This is a genomic window from Palleronia pontilimi (assembly GCF_016412875.1).
Taxonomy (GTDB): Bacteria; Pseudomonadota; Alphaproteobacteria; order Rhodobacterales; family Rhodobacteraceae; genus Palleronia; species Palleronia pontilimi.
On sequence record NZ_JAEKPD010000014.1, the window covers coordinates 127,077 to 149,733 of the forward strand.

At 58.3% G+C, this 22,657-nt stretch carries 27 protein-coding genes, 2 tRNA genes and 1 pseudogene; 12 read left to right on the plus strand and 18 right to left on the minus strand.

Annotated elements, in window-relative coordinates; translation table 11 throughout:
- Positions 1 to 416 precede the first annotated feature (416 nt).
- Positions 417 to 869: a DUF2267 domain-containing protein gene (locus ILP92_RS13865; protein ID WP_268968547.1), complete on the plus strand. Its 453-nt coding sequence runs from the start codon at positions 417 to 419 to the stop codon at positions 867 to 869.
- A gap of 441 nt (positions 870 to 1,310) precedes the next feature.
- Here the strand turns inward: ILP92_RS13865 and ILP92_RS13870 are convergent, their stop codons facing one another.
- The 3 genes from ILP92_RS13870 to ILP92_RS13880 form a co-directional block, all read right to left on the minus strand.
- Positions 1,311 to 2,714 (minus strand): phenylacetate--CoA ligase family protein, encoded by a 1,404-nt coding sequence (locus ILP92_RS13870; RefSeq protein WP_368667892.1) that lies wholly within the window; start codon positions 2,712 to 2,714, stop codon positions 1,311 to 1,313.
- Positions 2,715 to 2,725: 11 nt separating this feature from the next.
- On the minus strand, positions 2,726 to 3,625 hold the full coding sequence (locus tag ILP92_RS13875) for a sulfurtransferase (protein ID WP_198917010.1): 900 nt from the start codon (positions 3,623 to 3,625) through the stop codon (positions 2,726 to 2,728).
- 87 nt (positions 3,626 to 3,712) lie between these two features.
- Entirely contained in the window at positions 3,713 to 4,192 is a 480-nt protein-coding gene (locus tag ILP92_RS13880; RefSeq protein WP_198917011.1) for a nitrilase-related carbon-nitrogen hydrolase, read from the minus strand.
- 68 nt (positions 4,193 to 4,260) lie between these two features.
- On the opposite strand from ILP92_RS13880, the pseudogene ILP92_RS13885 reads away from it, so the two are divergent.
- Positions 4,261 to 5,388 (plus strand): annotated as a pseudogene (locus tag ILP92_RS13885) (IS3 family transposase).
- 79 nt (positions 5,389 to 5,467) lie between these two features.
- Positions 5,468 to 6,001 (plus strand): hypothetical protein, encoded by a 534-nt coding sequence (locus ILP92_RS13890; RefSeq protein ID WP_198917012.1) that lies wholly within the window; start codon positions 5,468 to 5,470, stop codon positions 5,999 to 6,001.
- Between the two features lie 498 nt (positions 6,002 to 6,499).
- On the opposite strand, the gene ILP92_RS13895 is transcribed toward ILP92_RS13890, so the two are convergent.
- From ILP92_RS13895 to hisD, 7 genes are all read right to left on the minus strand, one after another.
- Positions 6,500 to 6,574: transfer RNA gene (locus tag ILP92_RS13895), tRNA-Phe, on the minus strand.
- 91 nt (positions 6,575 to 6,665) lie between these two features.
- The gene (locus tag ILP92_RS13900) at positions 6,666 to 6,839 is read right to left on the minus strand and encodes a DNA gyrase inhibitor YacG (RefSeq protein WP_198917013.1); all 174 of its coding nucleotides are present in this window, start codon (positions 6,837 to 6,839) and stop codon (positions 6,666 to 6,668) included.
- Positions 6,836 to 7,879, minus strand: a complete 1,044-nt coding sequence (locus ILP92_RS13905) for a ribonuclease E/G (RefSeq protein WP_198917014.1) — start codon at positions 7,877 to 7,879, stop codon at positions 6,836 to 6,838. Before ILP92_RS13905 ends, ILP92_RS13900 begins: the two co-directional genes overlap by 4 nt.
- Positions 7,876 to 8,463: a Maf family protein gene (locus ILP92_RS13910; protein ID WP_198917015.1), complete on the minus strand. Its 588-nt coding sequence runs from the start codon at positions 8,461 to 8,463 to the stop codon at positions 7,876 to 7,878. Before ILP92_RS13910 ends, ILP92_RS13905 begins: the two co-directional genes overlap by 4 nt.
- A gap of 45 nt (positions 8,464 to 8,508) precedes the next feature.
- Positions 8,509 to 8,727, minus strand: coding sequence for a translation initiation factor IF-1 (infA, locus tag ILP92_RS13915; protein ID WP_007205486.1), 219 nt, complete (start codon positions 8,725 to 8,727; stop codon positions 8,509 to 8,511).
- Between the two features lie 91 nt (positions 8,728 to 8,818).
- On the minus strand, positions 8,819 to 9,286 hold the full coding sequence (locus ILP92_RS13920) for a UPF0262 family protein (RefSeq protein ID WP_198917016.1): 468 nt from the start codon (positions 9,284 to 9,286) through the stop codon (positions 8,819 to 8,821).
- Positions 9,283 to 10,584, minus strand: a complete 1,302-nt coding sequence (hisD, locus tag ILP92_RS13925) for a histidinol dehydrogenase (protein WP_198917017.1) — start codon at positions 10,582 to 10,584, stop codon at positions 9,283 to 9,285. Before hisD ends, ILP92_RS13920 begins: the two co-directional genes overlap by 4 nt.
- A gap of 159 nt (positions 10,585 to 10,743) precedes the next feature.
- On the opposite strand from hisD, the gene ILP92_RS13930 reads away from it, so the two are divergent.
- A complete protein-coding gene (locus ILP92_RS13930; RefSeq protein ID WP_198917018.1) occupies positions 10,744 to 11,148 on the plus strand; it encodes a c-type cytochrome in 405 nt (134 codons plus the stop codon).
- Between the two features lie 13 nt (positions 11,149 to 11,161).
- On the opposite strand, the gene ILP92_RS13935 is transcribed toward ILP92_RS13930, so the two are convergent.
- From ILP92_RS13935 to ILP92_RS13945, 3 genes are read right to left on the minus strand one after another with little or no spacing between them, the layout of a single operon-like run.
- Entirely contained in the window at positions 11,162 to 11,623 is a 462-nt protein-coding gene (locus tag ILP92_RS13935; protein ID WP_198917019.1) for a DUF2948 family protein, read from the minus strand.
- Positions 11,620 to 12,891 carry a UDP-N-acetylglucosamine 1-carboxyvinyltransferase gene (murA, locus tag ILP92_RS13940; RefSeq protein ID WP_198917020.1) on the minus strand — a complete coding sequence of 424 codons (1,272 nt, stop codon included), beginning with the start codon at positions 12,889 to 12,891 and terminating at the stop codon, positions 11,620 to 11,622. The genes ILP92_RS13935 and murA overlap by 4 nt, the downstream gene beginning before the upstream one ends.
- A 9-nt stretch (positions 12,892 to 12,900) precedes the next feature.
- Complete coding sequence (locus tag ILP92_RS13945; protein ID WP_198917021.1) at positions 12,901 to 13,059, minus strand: hypothetical protein; 159 nt, start codon at positions 13,057 to 13,059, stop codon at positions 12,901 to 12,903.
- A 127-nt stretch (positions 13,060 to 13,186) separates the two neighbouring features.
- Between ILP92_RS13945 and ILP92_RS13950 the strand changes: the two genes are divergently transcribed.
- Positions 13,187 to 13,261, plus strand: a tRNA-Thr gene (locus ILP92_RS13950).
- Here the strand turns inward: ILP92_RS13950 and ILP92_RS13955 are convergent.
- From ILP92_RS13955 to ILP92_RS13975, 5 genes are all read right to left on the minus strand, one after another.
- Positions 13,251 to 13,583: a hypothetical protein gene (locus ILP92_RS13955; protein ID WP_198917022.1), complete on the minus strand. Its 333-nt coding sequence runs from the start codon at positions 13,581 to 13,583 to the stop codon at positions 13,251 to 13,253. The genes ILP92_RS13950 and ILP92_RS13955 overlap by 11 nt on opposite strands.
- A gap of 195 nt (positions 13,584 to 13,778) precedes the next feature.
- Positions 13,779 to 14,234, minus strand: coding sequence for a hypothetical protein (locus tag ILP92_RS13960; RefSeq protein WP_198917023.1), 456 nt, complete (start codon positions 14,232 to 14,234; stop codon positions 13,779 to 13,781).
- A gap of 28 nt (positions 14,235 to 14,262) precedes the next feature.
- Positions 14,263 to 15,216, minus strand: coding sequence for a type IV secretory system conjugative DNA transfer family protein (locus ILP92_RS13965; protein ID WP_198917024.1), 954 nt, complete (start codon positions 15,214 to 15,216; stop codon positions 14,263 to 14,265).
- A 77-nt stretch (positions 15,217 to 15,293) separates the two neighbouring features.
- Positions 15,294 to 15,440, minus strand: coding sequence for a hypothetical protein (locus ILP92_RS13970; RefSeq protein ID WP_198917025.1), 147 nt, complete (start codon positions 15,438 to 15,440; stop codon positions 15,294 to 15,296).
- A 69-nt stretch (positions 15,441 to 15,509) separates the two neighbouring features.
- The gene (locus ILP92_RS13975) at positions 15,510 to 15,809 is read right to left on the minus strand and encodes a hypothetical protein (RefSeq protein ID WP_198917026.1); all 300 of its coding nucleotides are present in this window, start codon (positions 15,807 to 15,809) and stop codon (positions 15,510 to 15,512) included.
- A 284-nt stretch (positions 15,810 to 16,093) separates the two neighbouring features.
- Here ILP92_RS13975 and ILP92_RS13980 point away from each other — a divergent pair, with 284 nt between their 5' ends.
- The 7 genes from ILP92_RS13980 (at position 16,094) to ILP92_RS14010 (ending at position 22,637) form a co-directional block, all read left to right on the plus strand.
- Positions 16,094 to 17,242: a hypothetical protein gene (locus ILP92_RS13980; protein ID WP_198917027.1), complete on the plus strand. Its 1,149-nt coding sequence runs from the start codon at positions 16,094 to 16,096 to the stop codon at positions 17,240 to 17,242.
- A gap of 1 nt (position 17,243) precedes the next feature.
- Positions 17,244 to 17,576, plus strand: coding sequence for an ankyrin repeat domain-containing protein (locus tag ILP92_RS13985; RefSeq protein WP_198917028.1), 333 nt, complete (start codon positions 17,244 to 17,246; stop codon positions 17,574 to 17,576).
- A gap of 653 nt (positions 17,577 to 18,229) precedes the next feature.
- Complete coding sequence (locus ILP92_RS13990; protein ID WP_198917029.1) at positions 18,230 to 18,418, plus strand: ribbon-helix-helix protein; 189 nt, start codon at positions 18,230 to 18,232, stop codon at positions 18,416 to 18,418.
- Positions 18,415 to 18,942, plus strand: coding sequence for a type I restriction-modification system subunit M N-terminal domain-containing protein (locus tag ILP92_RS13995; RefSeq protein ID WP_198917030.1), 528 nt, complete (start codon positions 18,415 to 18,417; stop codon positions 18,940 to 18,942). The genes ILP92_RS13990 and ILP92_RS13995 overlap by 4 nt, the downstream gene beginning before the upstream one ends.
- The gene (locus ILP92_RS14000) at positions 18,833 to 20,425 is read left to right on the plus strand and encodes an HsdM family class I SAM-dependent methyltransferase (RefSeq protein WP_198917031.1); all 1,593 of its coding nucleotides are present in this window, start codon (positions 18,833 to 18,835) and stop codon (positions 20,423 to 20,425) included. Before ILP92_RS13995 ends, ILP92_RS14000 begins: the two co-directional genes overlap by 110 nt.
- Complete coding sequence (locus ILP92_RS14005) at positions 20,422 to 21,111, plus strand: restriction endonuclease subunit S (protein WP_198917032.1); 690 nt, start codon at positions 20,422 to 20,424, stop codon at positions 21,109 to 21,111. Before ILP92_RS14000 ends, ILP92_RS14005 begins: the two co-directional genes overlap by 4 nt.
- Positions 21,108 to 22,637: a DEAD/DEAH box helicase family protein gene (locus ILP92_RS14010; protein WP_214650055.1), complete on the plus strand. Its 1,530-nt coding sequence runs from the start codon at positions 21,108 to 21,110 to the stop codon at positions 22,635 to 22,637. The genes ILP92_RS14005 and ILP92_RS14010 overlap by 4 nt, the downstream gene beginning before the upstream one ends.
- Positions 22,638 to 22,657: the final 20 nt, after the last annotated feature.

The window sequence follows — 22,657 nt, forward strand, 5'->3', positions numbered from 1 at the left end:
GCTGACGGGGGCCTTTTTGCGTTGTGGCGTGATCGAGGTAGTGGACGGTTTCAGGGTGACTTGTTGGCGGGCAACCTGAAGGCAACCCGCTAACAGGCCCGGCGCTTCGCGCGGACGGGCTTGAATGACCGAAAGCGGTCGCTCAAGGAGCGCGCAGCGAAGGTGTCGGTAGAGCCCACAGCGGACGTGTTGAACTCGTGCTGCACGCGCTCGCAGCGTACGAAATGCTGCATGAGTGAAGTGTTCGGTGCTGCCGTGTGGCGGCAAGACCGGCCATTCATGCAGGCCGCAGCAAGGATTAGTGATCGGACTCATAGATTGCTGATGAAGCTGCCGTTTGATTGCGTAACAGGCTAGGCTCGGTATCGTTGTATCAGCGGTGTTGAAACGTAACAGAGGCGAGACCTTCCATGCCAATGCCATGGACATATCGGCACGCTTCTAAGGAGTGGCGGGCTTTTCTCGATGATGTAAAGAAGCGCATGTCGCTCGAGTCGAACAACATGGCTTATACAGCCGTGGACGCCGTTCTTCAGGTTTTTCGGCGTCGGTTGACCGCACAGCAAGGTCTGGAATTCGCGGCTGTTTTGCCAAGCGTCCTTCGTGCGATTTTCGTTGATGGCTGGGATGTTACCAAAGATCCAGTACCTTTTTCTGAGCGTTCCGAGTTGCTTACAGAAGTGAAACAGATACGTGTGAACCACAATCTCACGCCGGATAATGCGATTGAAGCAACTGCTTGGGCGATCCGGCGCTGCACCAACAGTAGAGATTTTGAACGCGTGCTGCAGAAGATGCCGGACGGAGCCGTCGCATTTTGGCAAGTCGACGCAGATGATCCGGCGGAACTGGAACAGCGGATCGTTTAGCTGCAGTACCGCATTCGACACTTTGGGCTCATTTTCGCCGTCGGAGAAAACACGGCATCTTGCTGGCAGGCCGGTCGCGGTCAGACGAGGACTGCCGAAAGGGGAAATCGACCGCTACAGCAAATTCCGCCTTGCATAGTCGCAAAGCGAACGTCGGTCGATTTCCCAGCGCCTTACGAATGTCTTGGGGCATGGACCCCTCGCACAAGAAGCGAAAGAGCGATCTGGTTGGGCGATACCCCACGTGCGGCGTTTTGCTTCACAGATTGCGTCATGACAGGTGATCGACAGCGCAACAGCCATGGACCACATTTTGATCCAAGCTTCTTCCTTATCTAAATCTAACTCGCGGGTTTTCTGCGGAGACCTTATTGCGATTGTTGCGAAGCAGCCTGAAAGACAGTCTTTATCTGTTCCCATCCTCACACGCACTCCACTTGGTCAAATCATGTTACGAGCACCGGCACTTTTCAGTGGCACGACCTCATGGAACTTGCCGCTTGGGGTGAATGCGGGGGGCGCGTCACTGGCCGCCACCGACACATCGGTCAAGCCGTTGTCGTGAAACACTCGTTGCACCGCGGCGATCACGTCATCAAACACCCGCTTTTCCGACACGCCTTCGGCGAGCTGGATGCGCACTTCAAAGCCTTTCTCACCAGTCTGGACCAGTTGGACACGTCGCGCCTGGTCGTGATCGAGATCGAAGACGAGCGGCGACAGCGTCACCTCGCCGACCCGCACCAGGGTCGCCTGCCGTCCTTCCACATCGAAGCTGCGAAACGGCGAGCCGCATGGGCAGGCGTCGGTGTGGAACCGGACGCAGTCGCCAAGATCGTAGCGGATGAAGGGTTGCGCCTCGTTGGCGAGGACCGTCAGGAGCACGGTGTCTGACAAGGTGCCGTCGGGAACCGGCCGCATCGCCTCGTCGACCGCTTCGAGGATGACCCAGTCCTCGTTCAGATGCTTGCGCCCGTGGCTGCACGTGAACGAAAGCGCCAGGCATTCGGTGCAGCCGTAGAAATCGGCAATCCCGTACTCCAAAGAGGGAAAGGCATGCAGGGCGCGCGCCTGAAGGTCGCTCGTGAGGGTCTCGCCTCCCGTACTGAAGAGCGCGGGCTCGATCCTGAGCCGCCCGGCCTCCTTTTCCCGGACGAGGATGCTCAGCATGCTGGGATAGGTGACGATCCATGCGACGTCCGGGATGGCATTCACGGTCTCCACGAGCCGGTTGATCGGCTGCTCGGCCTCAACGAAGGTCAGACCGAGGCCCTTGGCCAACCGAGGATTCACGCTCTGTACCAGCTTGTTGAAGCCGTTCCCCGCGAAATGACCGTTTCCGCCGGTGATCGTCACCCGCACCCCGCGCTTGCGCAGGTCGCGGATCATCGCCCAGTGGTAGCGCTCGAACCGCGCCATCATGATGCCGAAGTAATACTCCACAAATGCCGAGGGCAGGACGATGACCGCGGGTTCACCCGATGTGCCCGAGGTCTGGAAAACGGCGACATCGCCGACCGGCACGCCGACATTATCCATATCGCTCAGATGCGCGCGGGCCTTTTCAAGCGAAGGCGACCGGATCGTCAGCCAGTCATCGAACCCGTCCATGAGATCGGGTTTACGGGTGACCGGCAGATCCGTGAGGTCGATCTTGCCCGACGTGGGCAGATCGGCGTAGAGCCTACGGAACAGGGGCGAGTCGCGCCGCGCCTTCTCCACCAGACGCCGCAGGCGGCTGATCTGCCGGGCTTCGATCCGCCTGCGTCCGCCCCAATGCGTCCAAAGCCCGTCGGCCGCGTAGGTGAACGCTTTGAACAGGCTGATCTGCATGGTTTCTGGCACGGCTGCTCCTGTCATGTCCCGTCGGGTGATGTCGGCGTCATAGGATTGTTGGGATTTGCGGCCCATTCCTGCAGTGAGGCCGTGTAGACCGCCACATTCTTGAAGCCGAGGCGCGTCAAAGCGAAGGCCTCCGACGAGGCCGCGATTCCACCTCCGCAATAGGTGATGAGCCGCTGGTCGCAGTCGATGTCATGCATTGCCGCGAGATCCGCGAGCGGCTGGTAGCGACCGGTTTCGTCGATCAGATCCAGCGCGGAGATATTGATGGCAGACGGGATGTGCCCGGCGCGGCCGACGTAAAGAGCGATCTCTCCACGATAGCTCTCGGCGGGCAAAGTGTCGATTAGTTGCACCTTGGGGCTGTTAATCGCGCCGCGCACCTCGTCCTCGTTGGCGATGAGCTCCGGCTTGGGACGCGGCGTCAGATTGCGAGGCGGATACGTGGCAGGTTCGGTCGAGATCGGTCGGCCTTCGGTTTTCCAGGCGTTGAAGCCCCCATCGAGTATGGCGGCACGATCAAATCCGACCCACCGCAGCATCCACCAAATCCGTGCCGCCCAGGCGGAGACCATGGAATCGTAGAGCACCACGCGCGATCCGTCGCCAACGCCGAGCCGGCCCGTCGCGGCGCAAAACGCTGCCGGGCTTGGCGGCGCAAACTCGATCGGGCTGGACTGGTCCGAGAGGTTGCCCTTCAGATCGGCAAACCCGGCTGTCGGAATGTGCCCGAGGAGGTAATCTTCAAAGCCACTGCGATTCGCAAACCCCTCCGGCGTCTCCTCGGTGTGTACACTGCAGTCGAGCACCACAAGATAGGGATCGCCGAGATGGCTGCTCAGCCATTCAGTCGAAATGAGCATGTCCATTTTCGGAGGATATACCTCGGGATAATCGCCCACGTTGATGAACATCAATCCTTTGCAATCCGGCCAGATCATTTACCCCGGCATGTGCCAAGATGGGCCGGAATTATGGCGAACGCCCGCGCTGGCTCCTATTCAGTTCTTCACCTCCAGCGAATGTGGTCTGGGCGCCCGGTCTCCGAAGACCACGGCACCCGCGGCGAAGAGCCCGACAAGCGCGACTGATAGCCAGCCCAGCCAGTCACCGAACCGTCCATAAGCCGTCCGCACGCCCTCGGTCGGAACGTCCAAATACATGATGCCCGCCTCGCCGAACTCGCGGTTCATCTGCCCCAGCAACCGCTCATACGGATCCATGGCATAGGTGATCCCATCGTAGGTGGGACGGATAAGGGTGAACCCGTTCTCGACGGCGCGGTAAGGATCATTCAGGGTGATTCCAGTTGGAAAATCACTCGAACCGGTCAGCATGATGTCCACACCTGCCTGCCCGGCCTGAAGGGCAAGGCGGGGAAAGCTCATGTCCTTGCAGATCGCTACCGAAAGCCGACCATGGGGGCTGTCGACAATCTGCAGGATCGTGGGGCCACGCTCGAACACCGCTGCTTCGCCCATGTTGAAGTGGTCCCGGAAAACTGAACAGTCAGCTAAGGTGTATCCCAAACCTCTGAAGGGATACGAGAATGGCGAAGCGCCGGAATTTTACAGACCAGTTTAAGGCAAAGGTGGCGTTGGAAGCTCTGCGCGGTGATAAGACCGTGCAAGAGATCGCAGCGAAGCATCAGTTGCACCCGAACCAGGTCAGCACATGGAAGCGGCAGGCCATAGATGGGATGGCCGATGTGTTCTCAGGCGGCAAGCAAAGCGGTCCGACGGAAGCTGAGGTCAAGGAGCTGCACGCCAAGATCGGGAGGCTGGCGGAGGAGAACGATTTTTTGTCGGAAGGGCTCAAAAGGTGAGCCCGGCAAAGAATCGGGCCATGATCCAGCGTGACCATCCTGAGCTGAGCATCAGTCAGCAGTGTAGTTTGGTTCGGCTGAGCCGATCCGCGTTTTTATTACACACCGGTCGGGATTGACGCTGACACGCTGGCGATAATGAAAGAGATCGACCGCGTGCTTACCAAATACCCGTTCTTCGGGTCGCGCCAGATCGCGGCCTATCTGCGCCGGGAGGGCATTGTCGTGGGCCGTCACCGCGTCAGGCGATTGATGGCTAAGATGGGCCTTGAGGCAATCTACAAACGCCCCATAACCAGCCAACCACATCCGCAGCATCCAGTCTTTCCATACCTGCTACGCAACATGGTTATCGACCGCCCCAACCAGGTTTGGTGCGCCGACATTACCTTCGTGCCGGTCAAGAACGGGTTCTTGTATCTGGTCGCGATCATGGATTGGGCAACGCACAAGGTTTTGAGCTGGCGGCTGTCGAACACGATGCACGCGGACTTCTGCGTCGAAGCGCTGAACGAGGCCATGGCCAAACACGGGCCACCGGAGATCATAAATACCGATCAAGGATCGCAGTCCACTGGATCGGCCTGGATCACGAAGCTTACCGAGGCGGGCGTACGCATCTCGATGGACGGTCGGGGCCGCTACCTCGACAACATCTTCATCGAGCGATTGTGGCGGAGCCTGAAGCAGGAGGCGATCTATCTTGAGGAGATCAGTGATGGCTTCCAGGCCCGGCGCGTGATCAAGGATTGGATGGCGTTCTACAACACCGAGCGGCCCCATTCCGCGCTTGATCGGCAGACGCCCGACGACGCATATTGGGCGGGCTTGAATGAGCAGAAAGCAGCATGAAACCTAATCACGATACACCTTAGAAACGCCGCAAACCTGTCCGAAGAGGTGGGACCACTTCAAGGGGGTAGGGAGAGAAATGCAATACACTCAAGAATACATGGCACTAATGAAGCAAGAGGCTCCACATATGATGGACCATCTGCGCTATCTCGAGGTCTTATCAGAGGAAAGTAATAGGGGCGCTGTTCTGGTGACAGCATCAATGCTGGATGACGTCTTGACCAAGCTGCTTTTCGCCCGCCTTGTTGAGGGAAAGTCGTCGGCGAAGTTACTTAATGGGTTCAACGCGCCGCTAGGCACCTTTTCAGCGAAGGTTGCGGCCGCTCGGGCGATAGGTCTCATCTCGGAAGAGTGGCGCAGAGAACTCGATCTACTTCGCGCCATAAGGAATGAATTCGCCCACAGCGTTACTGCAACTCTTGGCGATGAGTCGATCCTCAACAAATGCAACGAGCTAAGTCTTTGTTTACCAGAAAAGGCAACAGATGCTGAGGGCGCGCGTACGAGATACTGGATGTCCGCAACTGCAATCCTAATGAACTCACTAAATGCCCTGCATGAAGGCACTGTCGTACGTATCATTCCAATAGGCTGCCAACCTGCGTGTTAATCCTCGGGGGGCATTTTACGGTTCATTGCGGACCTTAGCGGCATCCCGTGCGAATAGAAGCCATTTGAGATTATTCAAAAACGCTCCTTTGTGCCGGTCCGCTCTGCCCCAAGCAATACCGATCACTTAGACATGACAAAAACCTCCGGCAAAACCTTTGCAGTTTTGGCAGGTTTTTGACCACCGCCCTAGCGGCGTCTAAGCCACAAACATAGCCGAGCCGTTCCCATTTATTCAGCGAAATCAACAACCATGATTGGTCACATATGTGACCAAAATCGCAAGGGTTGCCGCCATCCACGGCTCATTGGACTGACCTGCAAGCGAAAAGCGGCTGTTGAGACGTGGACTACACCCGATTGTACCAACCAAAGCAGTAGTGGCTCGCTGACATATCGAAACGTGCCAAGCGATCCAAAGACTGGGGGATGCACTGGGGGATCAAGATCCAAGAAAATCTTCTATCCATATGAATTAGATGTATTTTTATTTTAGTAATGGTGCCCGGGGGCGGAATCGAACCACCGACACGAGGATTTTCAATCCACTGCTCTACCCCTGAGCTACCCGGGCACGGGTGGGGCGGGGCCCCTTGGGTGGCGGTGTCTTAGACGTGGGCCAGTGCCAAGTCCAGAGGCTTTCAGCCAAAAAGAGCGCAGCCCCGTCAGTGCTTGGGCGGCGCATCCTCCTGGGTGTCCGCGGACCAGTCGTCGCTCTCTTCGGCCGGCACCGCGTAGCTGCCCGTAAGCCACTTGCCCAGGTCCACGTCCGCGCAACGGCGCGAGCAGAACGGGCGGTATTTCGGGTCGGTCCTGCGATCGCAGATCGGGCAAGTCATGGCATCGTCTCGCGGATCAGTTCATGCAGGGGAAGACGGTCGCGCTTGCGTTGCAGCTCGAAGCACCCCAAGGGCGTCCAGCCCGCCAGCACCGTGTCCACCGGATCGTCGCGGAAGGCCGCGCGCAGGGTCTGCTCGAGCACCTTGCGGTCCTTCTTGGGGCTCGGGGCGAAATCCACCGTGATCTGCCCGCCCAGGCCGCGGCATCTCAGCTGCGACGGCAAGGCGCGCGCCGCGGCGATATTGGCCTTCAGGCCCGCCGACAGGGACGTGTCGCCGCCCGTGTTCACGTCCACCGCGACCAGGGCGCGGGTGGGCTCGATACTGATCCATCCGTGGGCGCCAAGTTCGGCGTGGGACGATGCCAGCACGTCGATCCGGTCCAGGATGCCATGATCGGCGAAGTTCCCGGGTTCGGCGAACAGGGCATCGGGCGTCGGCCAGTCGCGCCAGGCCAGCATGTGCGGATCGGGTCCGTCCACCAGAAGTTCGGGGTCACTGCCGGAATCGTCGGCGATCTGCTGCGCCAGGTCCAGCGTCGCGGCGATATCTTCCGCGATTTCGCTGTCTGCCGCGTGTTCGGCGGCCGAGCGCAGGATCAGGCCCAGACCGTCGGGCGCGCCGGCCACGTCATGGGCGATGGCCAGCAGAACCTCGCGGCGGTCGTTGTCCCGGATGCCGCGCGCGACGTTGTAGCCCGGCGCTCCGGGGGTCACGATGACGTGGCGCGATTTCAGGATCGGGCGCGCGGTGACCGGCACCGCCTTGCCCGCCTCGGAATAACCGGTGACCTGCACCAGCATGGCCTGGCCGGGCGCCAATCCCTTGCCCTGGCGCAGGTAGGCGCGGCCGCTCGGCAAGCGCAGCGTGGCGCCCCCCTGCCCCTTCATGGGCCGATCCACGATGGCGCGATAGATGGCCCCGGGAACGGGACGGCCCGTCAGGTCTTCGATCAGCAGGTCGTCGAGCTTTCCGTCGACCAGCATGGCGGCGGCCAGGTGATCGCCCCAGCTGTCCAGGTGCACCGTGCGCCCCTTCATGCGCGTCCCCAGACCGGCAGGCCCGCGGCTTCCAGAAGCTGCGCGGTCTCGTGCAGGGGCAGGCCGACGACGGCGGTGAACGAGCCCTGCATCCAGGGGATGAACGCGGCGGCCGGGCCCTGGATCGCGTAGCCCCCAGCCTTGCCGCGCCAGTCGTCGGTGGCGATGTAGCGGTCGATGTCAGCTTGCGACAGGACCTTCATCTTCACCTGCGACTCGACATCGCGGGACCAGGTGCGATCGTCGGCGCGCACCACGATCGACGTGTGCACCCGGTGGCGGCGCCCGGATAGAAGCGACAGGAAAGCGCGCGCCTGGTCTTCGTCCTCGGGCTTGCCGAGGATCCGTCGACCGGCCGCGACGGTGGTGTCGGCGGTCAACAGGACCTCGCCCGGAGCCGCGTCCAAGGCGCGCGCCTTTTCCAGCGCCATGCGCGCGCAATAGGGGCGCGGGAGTTCACCCTTATGCGGCGTTTCGTCGATTTCGGGCGCCCGGATGTCGGCGGGAACAAGGCCCAGCTGGGCCAGAAGCTCCAGGCGGCGGGGCGAGCCCGAGCCGAGCACGAGACGTGGATCAGAGCTCATCGGACGCTCCCGCGCGCGATTTTTCGGCGAAAAATCGTCCCCGCCCTATTTGAAGCGATAGTTGATCCGCCCCTTGGTCAGATCGTAGGGCGTCATCTCTACCTGCACCTTGTCGCCCGCCAGAACGCGGATGCGGTTCTTGCGCATCTTGCCTGCCGTATGCGCGATGATCTCATGGCCGTTTTCCAGCTCGACCCTGAACGTCGCATTCGGCAGGAGTTCCTTCACGACACCCGGGAATTCGAGCAGTTCTTCCTTGGCCATGGTCAATCCTGTTTTGCCACCCCGTCAGTTCGGGGCGTGCCACTAGATGAGGGGAAACGCCCCCTTTTTCAAGGTCAGTTCTGCAGTGCGGCTATTCGCTCTGCATCATCACGCAGATCAGCGTGAACAGACGTCGCGACGTGGGCTCGTCCACATCCGCCTTGCCCGCAAGCAGGGCGCGCAGCTGGCGCGCGGCTTCCGAGTGAATATCGCGGCGGGCCGTGTCTATCGCCTCGATCCGCGCAGGCGGAAGCGACTTCACCGCATCCACGTAGGTGTCGCAGAGCGTGGCGTAATCCTTCACCGCCTGCTCGAGCTGGCCCATGGCAAGGGTGAAGGCCGCCGCGTCCGAGCCGTCGCGCCCCGTCAACTCGAACCGGGCGCGACGATCCGGTGTCATGCCCAGCCGCAACGCATACGGCCCCTCGGGCCCGTCCAGCAGGGCGAAGCTGTTGGATTCCTCCAGGTCGAACACCGCCACGCGGCGCTCCTGGTCCATTTCCGGCGAGGGCACGGGCAGATCCGTTTCGTCGATCTCGATCGCGTAAAGGCGGCTCATTCGTTCAACCTGTCCAGCCGTGCGCGCACCGAAAGCCCGTGCGCCTCCAGGCTTTCCGAGCGGGCCAGGGTTTCCGCCCCGGGACCGATGGCCTTCAGGGCAGCGGGCGACATGTGGGCCAACGTCGTGCGCTTGAGGAAATCCATCACGGACAGGCCGCTGGAAAATCGCGCCGAGCGCGCGGTGGGCAGCACGTGATTCGGGCCGCCGATGTAATCGCCGATGGCCTCGGGCGTCCATTTGCCCAGGAACATCGCCCCCGCATGGCGGATATTGGCGGCCAGCGAATGCGGCTCCGCGACGCAAAGCTCCAGGTGCTCGGCCGCGATCTGATCGGCAAGCGCGGCCGCTTCGCCAAGGTCGCGCACGACGATGATCGCGCCGTATTCCCGCCAACTGGCCGCGGCGATGGCGCGCCGCTCGAGCGTCAGCAGGCGATCCTCCACGGCCTGGGCGACGGCATCGGCCAGCGGCGCGGACGTGGTGACCAGGATGGACTGGGCGCTTTCGTCGTGCTCGGCCTGGCTGAGCAGATCCAGGGCGATCCAGTCGGGATCGTTGTCCTTGTCGGCGATCACCAGGATCTCGGACGGCCCCGCGATCATGTCGATGCCGACGCGCCCGAAGACACGGCGCTTGGCGGCAGCGACATAGGCGTTGCCGGGGCCGGTGATCTTGTCCACGGGTGCCACCGTCTCGGTCCCGTAGGCCAGCGCGGCGATGGCTTGCGCGCCGCCGATCTTCAGCACCTGGTCCACCCCCGCGATCCGTGCGGCCAGCAGCACCAGCGGGTTGGCCTTGCCATCGGGCGTGGGTGCCGTGACCACCAGCCGCTCGACCCCCGCCACCTTGGCCGGGATCGCGTTCATCAGCACCGACGACGGATAGGATGCGAGCCCGCCCGGCACGTACAGCCCGGCCGCATCGACAGGTCCCCAGCGCCATCCCAGCGTGGCGCCCGCCTCGTCGGTCCACTGCGCGTCTTCGGGCATCTGGCGTTCGTGGTAGGCGCGGATGCGCGCCGCGGCCAGTTCCAGCGCCGCGCGCTCGTCCTCGGGCACGCGCGCCACGTGCTCGTCGATCTCGTCGTCCGAAAACGCCAGCGTGTCCGCCGTCAGCTCCAGCCGGTCGAACTTCGCCGTCAGCTCGATCAGCGCCGCGTCGCCGCGCTTGCGCACATACGCGATGATCGCGGCCACGGTGTCGTCCACGTCGGGGCTGTCCTCGCGCTTCATGGTCAGAAGCGCCGCGAACCGGCTTTCGAAATCCGGATCTTCGGTTGTCAGGCGGTGTGGCATCAGATCATTCCCCGAGTCGCTGCCGATCTAATGGTTTCTGCGACCGGTTGGAACCGGACGCTGCGCCATTTGACGCCGATCAAGTGTCGCATTCGCCCGGACCGTATCGTCGTCCGAAGGGGGCCGTGGGGGCCGTCACACCCAAGGAAAGGCATTGTCATGAAAACATTTATCCCACATTTGCTTGCGCTGGCAGTCTCGGTTTCCGCCGTGCACGCCCAGGACGAGGTCCGCGACACGGGCGAGGTCGAATTCGCCAATTCCTGTGCCACCTGCCACGGCATGGAAGGCACCGGCGATGGCCCGCTGGCGCAGATCTTGACCGTTCCGGTGCCCGATCTGACGACGCTGGCCCAAGCCAACGAGGGCGAGTTCCCCATGCTCGACGTCATCATGTTCATCGACGGGCGCACCGGCATCCGCGGCCACGGCTATCCGATGCCCGTCTGGGGCAAGCGATACGAAGAAGAGTTCGGCGACGATTACGGAACGATGGCGCGGGAATTGGCCGTGCGCGGACGGATCCTGTCGCTGGCCTACTATCTCGAGCGGATCCAGAAATAGCGTCCGAGCCGCTTCACTCGTGGGTGGGAACCCTGCCCGAGGGCGCGAGGTAGGGCTGGGTCACGTCGCGCAGCGTGACCTCCAGCGCCTCGACATCGACGGCAATCGCGCCGTCGCCCGCCAGCCACAAGATCACCCGCCCGGTGCCGTCTTCGCCGGGCTCGAGCGTGATCGACAGAAGCGACAGCACCAGGTCGGCATCTTTGCGGTCGATGCCTTGGGTCTTCACGGCCTGCACGTCCTCGATGGTCAGCAGCGCGCGGACCCGTTCGGCCCGGCGGGAGGCGCTATCTTCCCAGCGAAAGCGGTTGAGCAGCAGCGCGAACCGGCGCTGCGACCGTTGCCAGGTCATCTCGGTGATCGGAAACACCGAATCCTGCGTCAACGACGAGATCACCTGCAGATCCTCGGCGTCCATGGCCATCAGCCGCAGGGGGCCGGGCGACGCATCCTCGAAGCGCGCGTCGTCGGTCATTGACCCTGGACCCGCTGCACGTCCGCGCCGACCGCGCCCAGCTTTTCTTCGACCCGCTCGTAGCCGCGATCCAGGTGATAGACCCGGTTGACCAGCGTTTCGCCCTTGGCGGCCAGCCCGGCCAGGATCAGCGACACCGACGCGCGCAGATCCGTGGCCATCACGGGCGCGCCCTTCAGCCGCTCGACCCCGGTGACCGTGGCGTGACCGCCCTGCACGTCGATCTGCGCCCCCATCCGCATCAGTTCGGGGGCGTGCATGAAGCGGTTCTCGAAGATGTTTTCCTCGAGCACGCTGGTGCCGTCGGCGGTGCAGAGCAGCGCCATCATCTGCGCCTGCAAGTCGGTGGGAAATCCCGGGAACGGCTCGGTCGCCACGTCCACCGCGCTGGCGCGGCCGTTCTTGCGGCTGACCTTCAGGCCGCGCGGCGTTTCCTCGACCGAGATCCCGGCCGCATCGAGCTTTTCGCAGAACGCGCCCACCAACTCGATCCGGCCGCCCAGGCATTCCACCCAACCGCCACAGATCGCGGGCGCCAGCATGTAGGTCCCGAGCTCGATCCGGTCGGTGACGACGCGGTGGGTGGCCGACTCGAGCCGGTCCACGCCCTGCACTTCGATGGTCGACGTGCCCTCGCCGTCGATCTCGGCGCCCATGCGACGCAGGCAACGGGCCAGGTCGACGATCTCGGGCTCGCGCGCCGCGTTTTCGATGATCGTGGTGCCCTTTGCCAGGGTCGCGGCCATCAGCACGTTTTCCGTGGCGCCCACCGACACGATCGGAAACGCGACCCTGCCGCCCGTCAGCCCGCCCGCGGGGGCCTTGGCGTGAACGTAGCCGTCGCGCAGGTCCAGTTCGGCGCCCAGCGCCTGAAGTGCCTTCAGGTGCAGGTCGACGGGCCGCGCGCCAATGGCGCATCCGCCGGGCAACGACACCTCGGCATGGCCTTCGCGCGCCAGCAGCGGCCCCAGCACCAGGATCGACGCGCGCATCTTGCGCACAATGTCGTAGTCGGCCCGCGTGCTGCTCAGCGCGTGTGACGACATCGCCAGCACCTGCCCGCCCTGAAGCTGCGTCACCTCGGTTCCCAGCGACTCGAGCAGCATCGTCATCGTCTTGATGTCCGACAAGCGGGGCGCGTTGGTCAGCGTCAGCGGTCCGTCCGACAGCAAGGTCGCGGGCATCAGCGTCAGGCACGCGTTCTTCGCGCCCGCGATGGGGATTTCGCCGGCCAGCTCGCGACCGCCCTTCACCAGAATTGAGTCCATGTCCGGATCCTACTGCTCGGGCGTCTGCGCGCCGTTCTTCCGCTCGTTCGCGCGGGCCCGCGCCTGCGCCTTGCGCTTGGCCATATTCGCCTTGAGCGCCTTCTTCAAACGATCTTCCCGGGTCTCGGCCCGGCCCGCATCGCCACGTTTCGAAGGGTCTTTCTCCATGCCAGCTTCCTAGCGCAAGCCGACAACATGGTCCAGTTGGGCCTGAGCCACCTTGCGTGTCCGAAAAGCGCCACCACCCCTTGCGCGGACGTTTTATCGCGTCTAAAGACCCGCCCACGAACCGGATGCTGTGGTAGCTCAGTGGTAGAGCACACCCTTGGTAAGGGTGAGGTCGAGAGTTCAATCCTCTCTCACAGCACCATCTGCTTTTTTTCGCCTGAAATGCCCTCCAACACCTTGAAGGGAAAAGAAATTTCGGGAGTTCGATAACCCTGATTCCGGTTATACTGAAGAGGCTCCACGAAGGCCAAACGGAGTACCGTCTGACGGGTGGCATAGTCGCCATTTGCATAGATATTCCAAGGGCTTGCCAAGAAACGAAGCGATAGTTCGATAAATTCCTCCAGCCGTCCTTTTGGCGGCAGCGCAGAAGCCTCTTTCTCAGCTAACACGAACTTCTCACGCTCAAGCTTTGCCAGGCGCGTCTCGTATGCACTGATCACGGCTTTCCAGACCGCCGCCATCCAGCTTCTGCTTGGTCGAGGATACCCGGCAGTAAATAACTGCTTTGAGTTGGGTAACCTCCATTTTCTGTTCATGTTTCATCGGAACTCCTTTTCCTGGCGGGCCGCGATCACGTATCATCGCTCGCACGCTCGAATTTCTTACTCAAATCGTCTACAGGCTTGGATTCATTAGAATCCTTGTTGCCTTGCACATCAAGCGACTGCTGGGGTTTTCCAGACTTCTTGCGCCGGATGGACGCCGAAGCCCAGGTCCACGAAAGCGACGATGATACTCCAAAGCGCCTGCATGATCTCTTCCTTCTGAGCATCACTCAGAGAAGGATTATCAAAATAGGCTTGATACTTCGCCGTATCGATCTCCAGACTTGTCTTTGCTGCCGCATCTAGCGTGAGGCAAACGTCTTGGTATTCATCATGTTCAGTCATGGCCGCACCCTCCTTTCCCACCATAGGCGTGCGTTTTCCTGCACCCGCTACTCGCGGATGTGCATCATTTCCGTCATGCTCTTGAGGTGCCCCATGCTGAACAGCGGAGGCGGAAGGCAGAGCGCCATTCGAGACGCTTTGTCCTACTTTCATTCTACCACCTTTGGTTGCTTCATGACAAATTTCTGCGCCGCTAAGGGCTGTGATTGATCCAACTTTCATGTCGTTCTCCTTTTGCTGATTTCAGTTTTCAGACGTTCGGGCGGTGGCCTTCGATGAAGCTCCACATCCCGTTTTGGTATTGAGGCAGATCAGCGAGCGCCGAAGGCACGGCTTCCGTGATCACCTTGAGAGATCGCTTTGAACGAAAGCGACCAGGCACTTTGACCGTGCTAAGATCGCGGTCGAAGTAAGGGTTCGGCCCATAGAGGCCCGAGTATCGCTTCATCGCGAAGTACGGGCTTTTGTCCGAAAGGAAGGGCGGAATGCCGTAACCCGATGCCATCACCAGCGATTGCTTGTGGCTCATGCCAAGGATTTCTTCGGGCGTCATGAGCGCACGCGCCTGCTTGCGCTTGTGCCCGCGTTCATAATCCAGCGCCTTCATCGCAAGCCCTGTGCGAATGGCACCGCCCTTGATCCCAAAGAGCGCATCGTGCATTGCCACGCGCATCTCACGTTGCGCACGGTGCTGGGTGAGATGATCATCCAGCTCCAGCGTCTGGTTGCCGAGTTTTGCGCTCAAATGACGCGCGGTCTCCAAATCCGAGATGCCGCCGCCGAGATAGACTTCGATGTCAGCACTGGCCGAGAGCGTCATCGCGCCCGTTGGTCCGAGGTTGTTTCGGATTTGGCCGATGTCCTGATAGACGCAGACGGGGCAAAGTCCGAAGCCGCGCCCAATCGAGTAGAACTCGGCAATCTCGGGAAAGCGCCCGAGCTGGGCGGCTTCATCGATCACCAGATTGAGCGTCGGCGCATCGCCGCCGCGACCGGGCGCATCCATAAGGTGCGCGAGGATCGACGTGAACTTGCCCGAGCCAGCGCCGCCGATCAGCAGCATGCCCGCGTTCTTGGCGTGGAAGAGCTTGCGCCCGCTATAGAAGCCAAAGGGCACGCCGCCTTTGGTATTGAAAGCTTTGTGGATTTCGAATGGTCTGGCAAATCGCGCCGAGCCATAGGGGTATTGTTCCTCAAATAGCATGAGGGTCTCCTTTCAATTCAAATTTTCGTTTCGGGTGGAATGACGGCTTTTAAAGAGCCGCCATCCCGTTGGTCGGGTCAGCCAACGATGAAAAGACCGATGAGTATCAAAACGAAGGCAACGGATGCGATTCCTTGCAGAACCTCTTTCACCTTGTCTCCGAAGGTTTTGACCTTCTGGCGGTGCACGATTTTTCCTACTTCGCGCTCAATGATCTTAGGCATTTGATTTCCTTGTGTGTTCCATTTCAGTCTGGATGTCTGGCCACTTAGTTGCAGCCAGCCAGAGTGTTCTCAGATCAGTCGATAGGCGATGTAGACACCTGCGACTGTCAGCCCCGCGATGATCGCAGCGCGTGCTGCGAAGAACGTCAGGGGCCAGGTCAGGATCATCCAACAGACCATGATGAAATCGACCATTTCGGGGCCATAGCTCCGCCGCGAAAGCTCCCAGACATAAGGTGCCGTGAACTCGTGAAATGGTGGGCTAACGACTATGGAGACCATGGCGGCGGCGCAGGTAGCAAAGCCGCCTTTCAGGTCTTCACCCGGCCCTCGTCCCCCTGGGCCCTGGAATTGATTTGGATGGTGCATGTCTTCCTTTCTTATTGTGTTGGTCTGCACTAAGGCACAGCGGGATCGGGCACCGGAGGCACATTCTCCGGCGTTGTGTGCGGTTCTTGGTTTTCTTAGTGAGCTGGTTTTCGCGAGCCTCTAGCAGAGCCTTGTGAAGCTCGCCGAGTGTCCTAGGTTCGAATCCAGATCATCTTGCCTGGTTCAGCTGCCATCATATTTGAGCTTGCTCATGTCTAAGTCCCTTACGCTTTGTTCGGCTCGGAAGAGCTTCCCGTGTTTCGTCTGAAAGGATATTTAGACCAGTGAGCAGAAAGCGGGAGGGGAAGGTTGTTCCCCTGACTTCGACCAAAGATGACAGGCACGCCAGCGATGAGCGGAGCAAAGCCGAGAGAGTTGCCCTACCAATAGCGCCGCCAGGGCTTTTGCAAGCCGAGCGCATGCTCGGCTATTTTCCGGGATCGCTGAAGGAATACTATCGACGCGCCTTGATGGAATTTAAGGAGGTCCACGGCATCGGGAACCAAAAACTCCGCGACCTGATAATGGAGCCCGAGGATACCGAGCTCCGGCAGCGTGAGATGGCGGATAGGACGAAGCATATAGCCTCAAAGGCGCGAGATACCCGGCTTACGCTCGATGATATGAAGAAATGGTTCGGAAGCAAATCATCTCATCACATCGGCGATGCAAAATTCACCTTTATAAACCGCTTTGCTCAGCAGGTTTTGATCGAAGGAGGGTTTGATGGATTTGAAGTGCGTTACAATAAGGAGCGCACGAACTTCCATCGGCAGGCGCTTCGAGACATATTTGCGTCCACGTATCTAAGCCAATCGGTTGCGCAGGTTCTCGATGGAACTAAGCCACACATCTTGATCTCGTCTCTCACAGGCAGACGAGACGTCCAGCTTCCTTGCTGCGTGATATTGTGCGGTGGATTTTACGGAGGTATTGCCCCTGTGAACCTTCTTTTCTCAGAAGCTCCTGCAATGGTCCGTCAAGGCAAATTCAAATACAGGGATGAGTTCTATATCGCGCTTGCCAATAGCAGAATTCCGGTTGTCTTGCGCGGCTACGCAGTCGTCACCGCCAATGAGTACGAAGTCGGACAGCCAGATGGCGACAGACGCAACTCAGTCAATGCCAAGTTCATTCTGACCAATGAAGACATTCACAAGATCGGCGAGGATATTCCGCCATATTCACGCATCATCGCGGATGGACGCATCGAAGTTGTACGCGGCGATGATAATACGGTGCTCGAATATAGTATGACCGTCGATACGACCGAGTTCCCCGAAGAAGCCTCCACCAAATCTGAAATCAAAAAAACCCGTGCCTTTAAGGGAGCATCGTACCAAGAGTCAGGACGGCGCATCCTGGCGCATCTGGTGAAGAATAACGAGCACCTCGATGCAATCGCTGCGAAGTTTGGTGGAGGGTACCGTTAGCATGAGAAACGTTCATGCACAGCGCGGGCAGGCTTTGAAGGAAGACCCGCCAGATATCTTCAAGGCTGCACGTGACAACGACATTCTTGAGTTGCGCATGGCTATTGAAGACGGTCAGTCGTTGCAGACGACGCAAATCGCCACGGGCTTCACACCCGTCCATGTTGCCGCCATGCGTGGCAGCGTGACATTCATTAAGGTAGCCATGGAACTCGACCCCGATACCTCTTGGATGCAAGACATTGCTCTCAGGACACCTTTCGACCATGCCGCTGCAAGGCGAGACCGTGAGGCAATGAAGTACCTCCATCTAGCGATGTACCCCGGTGTCTGATCACAAAAATTTGCCACGTTTTCATAGTGGTACTACCAATAGCATCTGTAATTTGGTTATTGAGATAGCGCCGAACGCAAGGTGTGCGTGGTACTACCACGCGCTTGGCAAGGGGTCCCGCTGCGCGCCCCCGTTGCATCCCCCCGGCCTGTGGCTCTTCCTGGACATTGAACCCATGTCAGAGCCAGTAGAACGTATCCCCGTTCAATCAGTCGCAGGAGACTTCGCTCTCCCTGCACCCATCGATCAAAGGGCTATCGCGCCCCTTGAAACCACTAGCAACCTTTGGCCGTTGCATCACCAATCAGGGGAGCGTTCCTGCTAACACCGATACCCCCATGACCATTTCATGGAGACCAACCTTTCGCAGTTTGGATGCGCGCCACTTCATGGAGACGACATCATCGAGACAAGGAAGGGAGCATTTCATAGCTACCCTTGCCTTGGAGCCATCCCTTCGACCATAGTGCGTTCCTGCCCCGGTGGACCCCTGACCAACCCTGCGCGGATTGGATGCCGCCAGTGCGTCGCCGCTGAAAGCGATGAGGCACTTGGCCTCTTCGATCCTTCTTTCGGCCGTAGTGCACCGCAGAGTTGTGGACGGACTTCGAAAAGCGCCTCCAGAATGTGACCACATTGGGTACACTTCCCCAATGACGGGCAAGGATGCAGGGTTTCGTATCCGAGTGGAGCGCGACCTCCGAGACAAATTTATCGAGATGTGTCGGGCGAAAGACCGTCCCGCCGCTCAGGTCATTCGTGACTTTATGCGGCAATACATTGACGACAACGCTGCCGCGAACGACACGCAGGCGGTGAAAAAACAAAAGGGGCATTCGTGAGCGACATTAAGAATTTAAGCGGCTTTGTTTGGTCGATTGCCGAAACGCTACGCGGCCGTTTCAAACAGTCAGAGTATGGCAAGGTGATTTTGCCCTTTGTCGTCTTGAGGCGCTTGGATTGCCTTCTTCAAGATTCAAAGCAAGATGTGCTGGACGCAGCGAAATCAATTCCCGAAAATGCAGATCAGGCCACAAGGGACATGATCCTCTATGGTGCAGTTGGGAACAACATTAAAGTCTACAACCTCTCGCGATTTACCTTCGATAGTTTGCGCGGACAAGAACCAGGACAACTTCATCGTAATCTTATCGACTACATCACAAAATTTTCCCCGACCGTCCAAGAAATGTTTCTTGAACGCTTTCTTTTCAAAGATCAGCTAAAGCGCCTGAACGACAAAGGGGTACTATGGAGTGTTTTTGAAATTCTGCGAGATCGATCTGCATCCGCAGTCCATTTCCAGTTTGGAGATGGGGTATCTGTTCGAAGAACTCATCAGGCGGTTTTCCGAGATATCAAATGAGACGGCAGGTGAACACTTCACACCGCGCGAAGTCATTCGCCTAATCGTCGATCTGCTAATTGCGAATGACGATACGAAACTCACGGGACGGGGTATTATCCGACAAGTCTATGATCCTGCTTGCGGCACCGGTGGTATGTTAGCGCTGACAGAAGAGGCGCTTAGAGAGTTTAACCCATCAATTCGCGTTGAACTGTTCGGCCAAGAGCTAAACGACGAATCTTATGCGATCTGTCGGTCGGATATGCTCATAACAGGACATGATCCTGAAAACATCGCGCCGGAAAGCACATTGGCGAATGACGCACATCCAGAAAAACGTTTCCACTATATGCTTTCTAATCCACCTTACGGTGTGGACTGGAAAGACGATCAGGACGTCGTAAAAGCGGAGGCCGAAAGCTTGGGGCACGAAGGACGCTTCGGCGCGGGTACGCCCCGTGTTTCAGACGGACAGCTCCTATTTCTCCAGCATATGATCTCCAAGATGCGCGACGACGAGGCCGGTTCTCGCATCGGTATCGTAATGAATGGCTCTCCACTATTTACCGGAGGAGCGGCATCAGGAGAAAGCGAAATTCGGCGCTGGATTCTGGAAAATGACTGGGTTGAGGCAATCGTAGCGCTTCCCACGAACTTGTTTTACAACACTGATATTCAAACCTTCGTTTGGATACTTTCCAATAGAAAAACCACAAATCGTCGCGGAAAGATTCAACTCATTGACGCATCAGTCGATGAGTTCTGGACGCCTTTGAGAAAGAATCTCGGGCAGAAAAATCGAGAGATTCATGACGAAGCACGCGAGAATATTGTTCGCGTATATGGTTCATTTTCGAATGATGACAGTAGGGAATCTACCGTTTCCAAAATTTTTGATGTTGCGGATTTTGGATATCGCGAAATTAGAATAGAGCGGCCACTGCAGTTAAGTTTTCAGGTCAACGAAGAGCGCCTTGCTCGATTGAGAGATGAGAAAGCTTTTCTAGCTCTTGGGGCGGAAGATCAAGTCGATCTCTTAAGGGTGCTTGGTGAAATTCCCAAATCTATATTCAAAAGTCGTAAGAAATTCAGCGATGAGTTATCAAAGGTTTTTCACGGCCTGAATTTCAAAGTTGGAGCGCCAGTCAAGAAAGCGATTCTAAACTCTCTTTCCAAGCGTGACCAGAGCGCAAGCATATGCACCGACAAGAAGGGCAACCCGGAGCCAGATACTGATCTGCGTGATCACGAAGTTGTGCCTCTTAAAGAGGATTGGCGAGAGTATTTTGAGCGTGAGGTTAAACCTTTCGCGCCGGATGCCTGGGTAGACGAAAAGCACATAGATAAGACCGACAAGCAGATCGGACGGGTGGGATACGAAGTCAATTTCAACCGACACTTTAGGCCGTACCGGAAACCCAGAGAGATCGATGATATTGATAAAGAGATATTCGCAATTCTCGACTCCCTCGCAAAGAACATCGAGGAGATGAGAATATGAAGGATTTGTATCAGATTATTCTCGACGAAACGCCCGATCATTGGCCTGTTGTTCCATTTTGGTCGTTATACAAAAAGACAAAGCAAACTGGTCAGCCTGATGAAGAGTTATTGTCGGTCTACCGTGACTACGGTGTGATCCCCAAATCATCACGAGACGACAACCGCAACGTCGAGTCTGAAGATTTATCTGGGTATCAACTCGTGAAGAAGCGTTGGCTTGTGACCAACAAAATGAAGGCGTGGCAGGGATCAATTGCGGTATCAAAATTTCAAGGGATCGTGAGTCCAGCTTACTTTGTATATGAACCTCTACATCAGGAGAATGACGACTACATCCATTTTCTCCTCCGAAGCCAGCTTTACACGTCTATTTACGGAAGGATTTCTAAGGGAGTTCGTATAGGCCAATGGGATTTGGAACATGAAGCGCTTCGGACTGTTCCAATAGCCCTGCCGCCACTTTCAGAGCAGGCCGATATCGTTGCCAATATTCGGGTTGAAATAAAGAAGATCGACGAGTTGATAGAAGTAGCTGGAGGATTAAAAGCCGCAATGGCATCAAGAGAAGGTGCACTGTTGAGTTTGTTGCTGGAGAAGAAGTCAGCGCTAATCAACTACCGAGTTACTGGACATATCGAATCTTCCGACACGCTTAACAAAGCTGCCGCCGGAGGAGTGGTATGACCTCACACACAGCTTCCAATCTTCACAAGGAGGATGTGCTTCAAGAGCATCTGATCGAAAGCCTAGTTTCGACCCAAGGCTATCTTCGTCGCGTCGGTTCCGAAAAAAGCCGTGGTTACGCAGGTGAAATCCATTTCGACAAACCGCTGGCGATGGACCGTGAGCTTGTCATTCGGTTTCTGAAAGAGACGCAGGCGGAGTCATGGGAGAAGCTGGAGCAGCATTATTCGCGTTCAGCCGAAGACGTTCTTTTCAAACAACTCGACAAGGCGCTCAAGGATCGCGGCTTGTTAGATGTGCTCAGACAGGGCTTAAAGATCGTTCCAGGCATCCCGTTCGTGTTCTGCTATTTCCGCCCCGCTAGTGGCTTAGAGCCCAAACGCATAGTCGAGTACGAGGCGAATATCCTCAGCGTCATGGATGAGGTCGTCTACAGCCAAAAGCACGGCAACCGCATTGATGTCGTCCTCTCCCTAAACGGGCTGCCTATCGCAACGATTGAAGCCAAAAACCTTCTGACAGGCACGACATTCAGGCATGCAGAAAAGCAGTATCGCTCAGATCGCTCGCCTGCGAATGAGCCGTTATTGACCTTCAAACGGGGCGCGCTCGTTCACTTCGCCATCGATGAAGACAATGTGTCGATGACTGCGCGTCTCCAAAACGGCAAAACGCGATTTCTTCCATTCAATCGGGGACGCGACGGCGGAGCGGGCAATCCCGATGTCGAGGGTGAGCACCGTATCGCCTATCTCTATGGTGACGGCGATTGGGGTTCGGCTATCTTCTCCCGCTCGGTCCTAATCGACATAATCGGCCAATTCATAACGTTGGAGGTGAACGGCAAGAATGAAGTGATGATCTTTCCGCGCTTCCAGCAGCTCGACGCGGTAAGGAAGATCATGACTCACGCCCGAGCGAACGGCGCAGGGCAAAACTATCTTATTCAGCACTCGGCGGGTTCAGGCAAATCCAACACAATAGGCTGGCTGGCGCACCATGCGATCAATCTGCATGATGTCGATGATGCTCAGGTCTTCCACACAGCCATCATAGTTACGGATCGCATCGTTCTCGACCGCCAGCTTCAAAGAACGGTCTCGCAATTCGAACAGACGCAAGGCGTCGTGAAAAAGATCGACGGAACATCCCGACAGCTCAAGGATGCAATCGGCAAAGGTGCGCGGATCATCGTCACGACCATCCAGAAGTTTTCTACCGATCATCTCAAGGCTCTCTCGGGCCAGAGCAAGAGAAACTTTGCGGTCATCATCGACGAAGCCCATTCAAGCCAGTCCGGCAAAGCGGCGCAGTCAATGACAGATGCGCTTACGCGTGAAGCTTCGTCGAGCGATGACATTGAGGACCTTATTGCAGAATATCAGAAGGCTCGCGGGCCACAGTCCAACATCAGCTTCTTCGCTTTCACGGCGACGCCGCGCAACGTCACGCTTGAGCGGTTCGGGGTGCAAGGTCCTGACGGCCTACCTCACCCGTTCCATCTGTTGACCTTCCCCCGCGGTTAGGGCCGGTTTGATCTGGAATC